Here is an 8455-nt window from a genome sequence, read left to right on the forward strand (position 1 = left end):
ACGTGGCGCCGTACGACGGGATGGTGCGGCTGACCGTCACGCACGACGAACTCGAGGCCGGCAGCGGCATGGCCAAGGGCATCCAGCAGGGCTGGCCGATCGTGCTGTCGAGCCTGAAGTCGCTGCTCGAGACGGGGCAGGGCATCGATGTCTTCGCCAAGCCCAAGGCGGCGTGACGCCATGACGACGCCCTACACCGGCGGATGCGCGTGCGGCGCGATCCGCTACGCGACGAAGCACGCGCCGATCTTCCAGAACCACTGCCAGTGCCGCGACTGCCAGCGGCGCAGCGGCACCGGGCACGGCTCCTGGCTGACCTTTGCCGCACGCGCCGAGATGGCGATCACCGGCGAGGCGACGCACTGGGAGGTCGCGGGCGACAGCGGCAACGTGAAGGTGCACGCCTTCTGCCCGGTCTGCGGAACGCCGGTGTTCCTGCGCTTTGCGGCGATGCCGGACCTGATCGCGGTGCCGGCGGGCAGCCTCGACGAGCCCGCGCGCTTCGATCCCCAGGTGCTCACGTACCGCGTGCGGGGGCTGGCATGGGATGCCGTCGATCCGGCGTTGCAGGCGTTCGAGCGGATGCCGGCTGCCCCTTGAGCTGCGGGCCCACGCTCACCGATTGGCGCAAAACCCGAACGACGTGCTCGCCCCGGCCTGCAGCACCTGGTTCCAGGACACGCCACTGGCGGTGACGGTGCTGCCGCTTTGCGACAGCGTGGCATTCCACGACGTGTAGGTGGTGCCGGCGACGCTGAAGGACGCCGTCCAGGTCAGCGGCGTCGCATTCGGGTTCGTCACGGTGACGTTGCTGCAATAGCCCTGGCCCCAGTCGTTCGCGACGGCGATGCTCGTGGTGGCCGGCAGGGCGGCTCCGCCGCTGCCGCCTCCGCCGGACGAGCTGCCGGGAGACGGCAGGACCGTCGGGAATTGAAGGCCGAGATCGATCTCCGTCGTGACGGCCAGCGCCACGCCCGTCGCCGTGATCATCTGGCCGAACACGTCGGTGATCTGCAGGTCGTAGGGCCCCGGCCCCATGCCGCTCGGGGCGATGAAGTAGTTGTACATCTCGCGCCCGAGGGGGGTGTACGCGCCGCTGCCGCCGCTGGGCCGCCAGGCGAGGGACGCGACCGGGCTGCGATGGTCGCGCACCTGCACGCCGGCCCACCATGGGCTGGAGCCCTCCTTGAAGTAGACCTTCGCCGCCGGCGGCGTGCACGACACGTATTTCCAGCTGATCGGAATGCGGCCGGCCCCCAGCGGCGAGATGCCGGCAAAGGCCTCTTGCGACAGGTCGACATCGCCGGGTGCGCATTCCGGACAGCGGTCGTCCACGCGCACGACCACCGACTGCTGCGTGTTCAGGTTCGTCACCTCGATGCAGGCGCCGCAGGCCTGGGCGGTGTTGTAGTCGGCCGTGTTCATGGCCGCGGTGAGGATCCCGGTGGGCTTGGGGAACGAGCAGTTGCCGCCGCCGCCGTATCCGTAGAAGGTGCCCTGTCCGGTGTGCGTCTGCTGGTAGTTGCCTTGGGCGGCCGCCACCAGGGGGCCTCCCATCAGCAGGCTTCCGATGAGTGCCGCGATGCTGCGGCGTGTCGTCGCGTCGGATGATGTCATGGCTGCTCCCGTTGCTGCGCCGCATTGGCGCACGGGGACTGTCGCGCCGAGTCGGCGACAGCGCCAGGGTGTGATACACCCGGCTGCACTTGTTTCGGTGCCGGGACTGCCTGTCAGACCGCGGTCGGCGCGCCGCCTGCCGTGTCGCCTGCCCTGTCGTCTGATGCCCCGGGCGGATGCGTCACGATGCTCTTCAGCTCGGGCCGCGGCGCACGCAGCGCTTGCAGGTCGGGCCGCGGCCGGCGCAGCGCAGGGCTCGCCTCGAAGCAGTGCTCGAGCGCTTGCGCGGCCGCGAGCAGCGCGCCATCCCCGCGCAGCCGACCGATCAGCTGCAGGCCGAACGGCATGCCGTGTTCGTCGCGCCCGCACGGCAGCGACAGCGCCGGGTTCGTCGCGAGCGTGACGACGTAGGTCAGCCCGAGCCAGTGGTAGTAGTTGCGCATGTCCTGGCCGTCGATGCGCCGGGCATACAGCTCGGTCCACGGGAACGGCGTGACCGGCGTGGTCGGCGCGATGATCAGGTCGTAGCGCTCGAAGGCGTGCGCGAAGCGCCGCGCGATGCGCGTCTGCTCGAGGTGCGCCCAGGCGCGGTCGGCGAGCGTGATCGACGCCGCCATCTCGACATTGGCGCGCACATTGGGCCCGAGCGTTTCGGGGGCGGTGCGCCAGGTGTCGGCGAAGGCGGCGACGAAGCTCTCGGCGCGCAGCGTGTCGAACGCCCGGTCGGCATCGCCCAGCGCGAGGTCGACGGGCTCGCAGCAGGCGACCCACGGCCGGATCGCTTCCACGCGCGCGCGAAACACGCGCCGGATCTCCGGGTCGACGATGCACAGGCCGAAATCTTCGGTCGTGCCGACACGAAGCCGGGACAGGTCCACCCCGGCGAGCGGCCAGAGCGACGCGCCGTGCGCCGCATGCGACAGCGGGTCGCGCGCGTCGAAGCCGACGGTGGCGGCCAGTTGCAGCGCGGTGTCGCCGACGTCGCGCCCCATCGGCCCCAGCACCGAGAGGACCGACCAGCCGAGCGGCCGCGCATCGTTGGCCACCAGGCCGGGCGAGGGCCGCAGGCCGACCACGCCGCACAGGGCCGCCGGGATGCGCAGCGAGCCGCCGGTGTCGGAGCCGGTCGCGATCGGCAGCATGTCGACCGCCAGCGCGGCCGCCGAGCCGCCCGACGAGCCGCCGGCGTTCAGCGCGGGGTCGAAGGGGTTGCCGGTCGCGCCCCACACCGGATTGCGCGTGTTGGCGCCGGCGCCCATGTCGGGCACGTTGGTCTTGGCGGTGACGATCGCGCCGGCCGCGCGCAGCCGCGCAACGAGCAAGTTGTCGTGCGCCGGCACGTTCGCGCGCCGGCCGATGTTGCCGTGGGTGGTGAGCAGCCCCGCGGTGTCCAGCAGGTCCTTCACGCCGAGCGGCAGGCCGTGCAGCAGGCCCAGCGGCGCGCCGCGCATCACGTCGGCCTCGGCCTGGCGGGCGCTCGCGCGGGCGCGTTCGAAGTCGGTGGCGGCGATCGCGTTGACGGCGGGGTTGAAGGCTTCGATGCGCGCGATGCAGGCGTCCATCAGCTCGACCGGCGAGACCTGCCGGCTGCCGATCAGGCGGCGCAGCTCGACGGCGGAACGCTCGGGCAGCGTGGGGTCGTGGCTCATGGTGTTCACTCCAGCGGAATGTTGGCCTTGTGAACGTAGGCTCGCAGCAGCGGCAGCTCCTTCGCCACGCGCGCATCGTAGAACGAGCCCGGCTCGTACGACACGTCGACGCCGGCCTTCTCGAGATCGGCGCGGATGGCGGCGTCCGCCAGCGTGTCGGCGAGCGCCTTGCCCAGCGTCTTCTGCACGGCGGGYGGCAGCCCGCGCGGCGCGACGATGGTGATCCACGGCAGCATCTCGAAGCCGGGGTAGCCGGCCTCGGCGACGGTCGGCACCTGCGGCAGCGAGGGCGAGCGCCGCGCCGACGTGACAGCCAGCGCCTTCACATGGCCGGCCCGCAGCATCGGCAGGGCGGCCACGTTGGTGTCGAAGCTCAGGGCCACCTGGCCGCCGATCAGGTCCGTCATCGCCGGCGAGCTGCCCTTGTATGGCACATGCAGGATGTCGACGCCCGTGGCCAGCTTGAACATCTCGCCGGCCAGGTGCGAGGTGGTGCCGTTGCCGAACGATGCGTAGGCCAGCTTGCCGGGCTGCGCCTTGGCGAGCGCGACCAGCTCCTTCACGCTGCGGGCCGGCAGCGACGGGTTGGCCAGCAGCACCAGCGGCGAGGTGCCGATCAGGCCGATCGATTCGAAGCTCTTCTGTGCGTCGTACGGCAGCTTGGCCTTCAGCGCCGGGTTGACCGTGAAGGTGGTGTTGGAGCTGATCAGCAGCGTGTAGCCGTCGGGGGCCGCCTGGGCCACCGCGCCCGCGCCGATCGTGGTGCCGGCACCGGCCTTGTTGTCGACGATGACGGTCTGGGCGAGCCGCTGTCCCATGCCCTTCGCGACGACGCGGGCGATCGTGTCGGTCGCACCCCCCGGCGGGAAGGGCACGACGAGCGTCAGCGGCTTCTCGGGATAGCCGGCCGCCCATGCCGGGCCGCATCCCAGGACACCGAGCAAGACAGCGAACAGCGGGGCGAGGCGGGTGGTGGTTCTCGACATGGGCGATCCTTTCGGAAGGAGAAGGGGGTCAGCGCAGACGTTGCGGCGCCAGGGCGTGCACGTCGATGCCCTGTTGCACCAGGTCGGGCGGCAGGGCGGTGCCGCGCAGCAGCGAGGCGGCCAGCGCCGCGGCGCCGGCCGCGCTCTGGATGCCGTAGCCGCCCTGGCCGGCGAGCCAGAAGAATCCGGGGCAGTGCTCGTCCCAGCCGATCACCGGCTCGCCGTCGCGCACGAACGAGCGCAGGCCGGCCCAGGTGCTGGCGGGCCGGCGGATCGTCAGCGTCGTGACGGCTTCGATCTGGTGGATGCCCAGCGCGATGTCGAGCTCCTCGGGCACCACGTCGTGCGGAACGGTCGGGTCGGCATTGGCAGGCGAGCCGAGCAGCCGGCCGGCGTCGGGCTTGAAGTAGTAGCTTTCGTCGACACCGACCACGGCCGGCCAGCCCGACACGTCCRWGCCYTCGGGYGCCTTGAACGTGAAGGCGCTGCGCCGGTGCGGCACCAGGCCGACCGGCGCCGCACCGAACACGGCCGCCACGTCGTCGGCCCAGGCGCCCGCGGCATCGACCACGGCCCGTGCCTGCACGGCCTCGCCGTCGGCCAGGCGCAGCGTCCAGCGCTCGTTGCTGCGCTGCGCGGCGATGACCTCCGCGCCGGTGCGGAGCTCGCCGCCGCGGGCGCGCATGCCGCGCAGGAAGCCCTGGTGCAGTGCGTTCACGTCGATGTCCTGCGCACCGGGCTCGTAGAGCGCTGCGTGCACCACGTCGGGCCGCAGGCAGCCGACGCGGGCCAGCGCCGCACCGGCATCGATCCGCTCGAGCACGCTGCCGCTGGCCGCCAGCGTGCGCTGCATGGCGTCCAGCAGGGCCTGCTGGCCGTGCGTGGCGAGGTAGAGCACGCCGCGCGGCGCCAGCAGCGGGGCGGAGGCGAAACCGTCCGGTGGCGTCTCGTAGAACGCCCGGCTGGCCCGCGTGAGCGCACGCACGGCCGGCGGGCCGTAGCTCTCCATGAACATGGCCGCCGACCGGCCGGTGGCGTGGTAGCCGGGCTGGGTTTCGCGCTCCAGCAGCAGCACGCTGCGTTCAGCGGCCAGCTGCCAGGCAAGCGACGCACCGGCGATGCCGGCGCCGACGATGGCGAGGTCAAATTCTCTCATACGAGAATTCTCACATGCGAGAATCATGCCGGCAACCCCCGCAAGAGAAACGATGCCCAAGCTTCGAACGACGAGTCGTCCGCCCGCTCGCACGACAGCAGCCGCCTTGCCCGACCGCGAGCGTGTCGGCGAGCGCCTGCGGGCCATCCGCAAGCGGCACGGGCTGACGCTGCAAGCGCTGTCCACCCGTTCGGGCGTCGCGCTGTCGACCCTGTCGAAGATCGAGCTCGGGCAGATCTCGGTGAGCTACGAGAAGTTCGCGGCGGTCGCGCGCGCTCTCGAGGTGGACATCGCGTCGCTGTTCGATCCGCTCGCCGAAGCGGCGCCGGCCGCGGGCCGCCGGCCGGTGGTCGTGCGCACGACGCTGGACGCGGCACCCCGCTACGACGCAGAGAACTACGACTACCGCATGCTCGCCACCGGCTTCCCGGCCAAGCGCATGACGCCGCTGCACGGCATCATCGTCGCGCGGCAGATGGCGCAGTTCCCCGACTACATCCGCCACCCGGGGCAGGAGTTCGTGATGGTGCTGTCGGGCCGCGTGCGCATCCACTTCGAGACCGGCGAGGTGGTTGACCTCGCGCGCCAGGAGTCGGCGTATTTCGACAGCGGCGTCGGCCACGTGTACCTGTCCACCGGCAAGGCGGACGCGCGCGTGGTCGTGGTGATGACGGAGTGAGAGGCGAGGCGCAACCCGGTCGGGCGGCCCGGACGTCGAAGTCCATCACGACGTYGGCCGCCGGCGCACCGGCGCTGCCGCGGTCGGCGAACTCCCAGCGGAACAGGTCGGCACCCGAGTCGCCGCGCAGCACGTCGTTGMCGGCGCCGCCCAGCAGGGTGTCGTTGCCGGCGCCGGTGCGCTCGTCGTCATTCGTGTGGATGGCGCTGCTCCGCGGCGTGCGCAGAATGAGGCGCTTGCAGGGAGAGCCTCCATGAGCCATGACATCGCGTCGCAGCGCCGGCGCCAGCTGCTGTTGTCCGGCCTGGGCGGATCGGCGTTGGCTGCCGAGCCGGCCCGGGCCGAGCCCGCGCTGTCCTCCGGTGGCCACCACCCGCCCAGCCTCGACACCCGGCTCACGCGCGGCTACGGCGTGCGCCATCCCTTCGTCGGTGCCGGCATGGGCTTCGTCGCGCTGCCGTCGCTGGTGGCGGCGGTGTCGAACGCCGGCGGCATCGGCGTGCTGGGCAACGGCATCGAGCCGCCGCCCGGCACGCAGGCGCTGATCCAGTCGATCAAGGCCATGACGGCGCGGCCCTTCGGCGTGGATTTCATCTTCGACGACTCGGCGTTCGGACCGCTGGTGACGGAGGCGCACATCGATGTCTGCATCGTCGAGCGGGTGCGCCTGGTGGTGTTCCACATGAACGTGCCGCCGCGGGCCTGGGTCGATCGGCTGCATGCGGCGGGGGCCCGGGTGTGGATGCAGGTGGCCTCGGTGCCGCAGGCGCTGGAGGCGGCAGCCGTCGGGATGGATGCGGTGATCGCCCAGGGCTCGCAGGCGGGCGGGCACAACAAGAGCGGCACGCGCACGCTCAAGCTGCTGCAGCAGGTGGTCCAGGCCGTGCGGCCGTTGATGGTGCTGGCCTCGGGCGGCATTGCCGATGGCCAGGGGGTGGTCGACGCCTTGTCCCACGGGGCCGATGGCGTCTGGGTGGGCACGCGCCTTGTCGCGTCGAGCGAGGCCCATGCGCATCCGGAGTACAAGCGCCGCATCGTCGAAGCCCGGGGGCACGCCACGGTCACGACCACGCTGTTCGGGCCGGAGTACCCCGGGCGGCCGTACCGCGTGCTGCGCAACCGGGTCGTCGATGAATGGGCCGGCAGGGAAGGGCAGGTGCCGAACCCGCCGCCGCCGCCCGCGGTCATCGGCAGCACGCTGCTGTTCCCGCTGACGCTGAAGCAGAACTACAGCATGCCCAAGTTCAGCGCCATCGTGCCGACGCCGGAGACGACCGGGGACTTCGAGGAGATGGGGCTGCCGGCCGGCTCGGAGAGCGTGAAGTTCATCAAGCGGGTGCAACCGGCCGGCGAGATCGTGCGGGAAATGATGGAGGAAGCGCAGGCGCTCATCCGATCGGCCTGATGGCCCCATCATCCTTTGATCATGACTTCGAAGGCGAGCGGTCCTAGATTCTTCGGATGCACCGGCCCGCCGACTCGAAGACCCCAGCTGATTTCTCACCCTCGTCCCGGCGCACCTTCCTGGTCAGCATGGCTGCGCTGGCGCTGCAGGCGTGCGGAGGGGGCGGAGGGGGCGGCACCGATGCCGGGTCCGCAGGCCCGGATGACGGCACCTGCGCTGCGGGCGCCACGGCGACCGGCAGCGGGTCGGCCGCGGCGAGTTTCGTGCACCCGGGCCTGCTGCACACGCAGGCCGACTTCGATCGCATGGCCGCGAAAGTCGCCGCGAATGCGTCACCGTGGATCGACGACTGGAAGGTGCTGGTGGCCAACCGCTACGCGAGCCCGACGGGCCTGCCCGATCCGCAGCCGACCCTCTACCGAGGCAATGACGGCACGCACGACGAGAACTACATGATCCTGGCGCGTGACATCGCCGCGGCCTATGCCTGCGCACTGCGCTGGAAGGTGTCCGGCGACGTTGATTGCGCCAACAAGGCCGTGCGGATCATGAACGCATGGGCGACGACGATGACCGCCATCGGGGGTGATTCGAACCGCTTCCTGGCGTCGGGCCTGTACGGCCACGAGTTTGCCAATGCGGCCGAGATCATGCGCAGCTATTCCGGCTGGGCTGCCGCCGATTTCGCCGCGTTCCAGAACTACATGCGCACCGTGTTCTACCCGGTGTGCAGCAGCTTCCTCGCGGATCACAACGGGGCCGACATCACGCACTACTGGGCCAACTGGGACCTGTGCAACATGGCCGCGATCATGGCGATCGGCGTGCTGTGCGACGACCACGGCATGTTCGAGGAGGCCGTCACCTATTTCAAGACCGGTGCCGGCAACGGCGCGATCGCGCAGGCCGTGTACTTCCTGCATGACGGCAACCTCGGCCAATGGCAGGAGAGCGGTCGCGACC

9 protein-coding genes and 1 pseudogene are annotated in these 8455 nt (G+C 71.2%); 5 read left to right on the forward strand and 5 right to left on the reverse strand.

Translation table 11 applies throughout. The features are described 5' to 3' along the window. Positions 1-20 precede the first annotated feature (20 nt). The gene (locus AC1D15_RS11095; RefSeq protein WP_477826015.1) at positions 21-176 is read left to right on the forward strand and encodes an SRPBCC family protein; all 156 of its coding nucleotides are present in this window, start codon (positions 21-23) and stop codon (positions 174-176) included. A gap of 4 nt (positions 177-180) precedes the next feature. Further along, positions 181-600 (forward strand): GFA family protein, encoded by a 420-nt coding sequence (locus AC1D15_RS11100; protein ID WP_477826007.1) that lies wholly within the window; start codon positions 181-183, stop codon positions 598-600. A 15-nt stretch (positions 601-615) separates the two neighbouring features. Here the strand turns inward: AC1D15_RS11100 and AC1D15_RS11105 are convergent, their stop codons facing one another. The 4 genes from AC1D15_RS11105 to AC1D15_RS11120 all read right to left on the reverse strand — a co-directional run bounded on the left by AC1D15_RS11105 (position 616) and on the right by AC1D15_RS11120 (position 5408). Next, complete coding sequence (locus tag AC1D15_RS11105; protein WP_477826008.1) at positions 616-1617, reverse strand: expansin EXLX1 family cellulose-binding protein; 1002 nt, start codon at positions 1615-1617, stop codon at positions 616-618. 113 nt (positions 1618-1730) lie between these two features. After that, positions 1731-3266, reverse strand: coding sequence for an amidase (locus tag AC1D15_RS11110; protein ID WP_477826009.1), 1536 nt, complete (start codon positions 3264-3266; stop codon positions 1731-1733). Positions 3267-3271: 5 nt separating this feature from the next. Beyond that, entirely contained in the window at positions 3272-4252 is a 981-nt protein-coding gene (locus AC1D15_RS11115) for a Bug family tripartite tricarboxylate transporter substrate binding protein (protein WP_477826010.1), read from the reverse strand. A 28-nt stretch (positions 4253-4280) separates the two neighbouring features. Beyond that, on the reverse strand, positions 4281-5408 hold the full coding sequence (locus tag AC1D15_RS11120; protein WP_477826011.1) for an NAD(P)/FAD-dependent oxidoreductase: 1128 nt from the start codon (positions 5406-5408) through the stop codon (positions 4281-4283). Between the two features lie 52 nt (positions 5409-5460). Between AC1D15_RS11120 and AC1D15_RS11125 the strand changes: the two genes are divergently transcribed. Then, positions 5461-6087 carry a helix-turn-helix domain-containing protein gene (locus AC1D15_RS11125; RefSeq protein WP_477826012.1) on the forward strand — a complete coding sequence of 209 codons (627 nt, stop codon included), beginning with the start codon at positions 5461-5463 and terminating at the stop codon, positions 6085-6087. A gap of 112 nt (positions 6088-6199) precedes the next feature. Here the strand turns inward: AC1D15_RS11125 and AC1D15_RS11130 are convergent. Then, positions 6200-6349 (reverse strand): annotated as a pseudogene (locus AC1D15_RS11130) (hypothetical protein); the annotation flags it as partial. Between AC1D15_RS11130 and AC1D15_RS11135 the strand changes: the two are divergent. Together AC1D15_RS11135 and AC1D15_RS11140 are read left to right on the forward strand one after the other, a co-directional pair. After that, complete coding sequence (locus AC1D15_RS11135; RefSeq protein WP_477826013.1) at positions 6341-7492, forward strand: NAD(P)H-dependent flavin oxidoreductase; 1152 nt, start codon at positions 6341-6343, stop codon at positions 7490-7492. The pseudogene AC1D15_RS11130 and the gene AC1D15_RS11135 sit on opposite strands and share 9 nt — an antisense overlap. A gap of 128 nt (positions 7493-7620) precedes the next feature. After that, positions 7621-8455: alginate lyase family protein (locus AC1D15_RS11140; RefSeq protein WP_477826014.1), on the forward strand; the 835-nt coding region annotated here is incomplete at its 3' end.

The organism is Rhizobacter sp. P2_H2 (genome assembly GCF_056403375.1).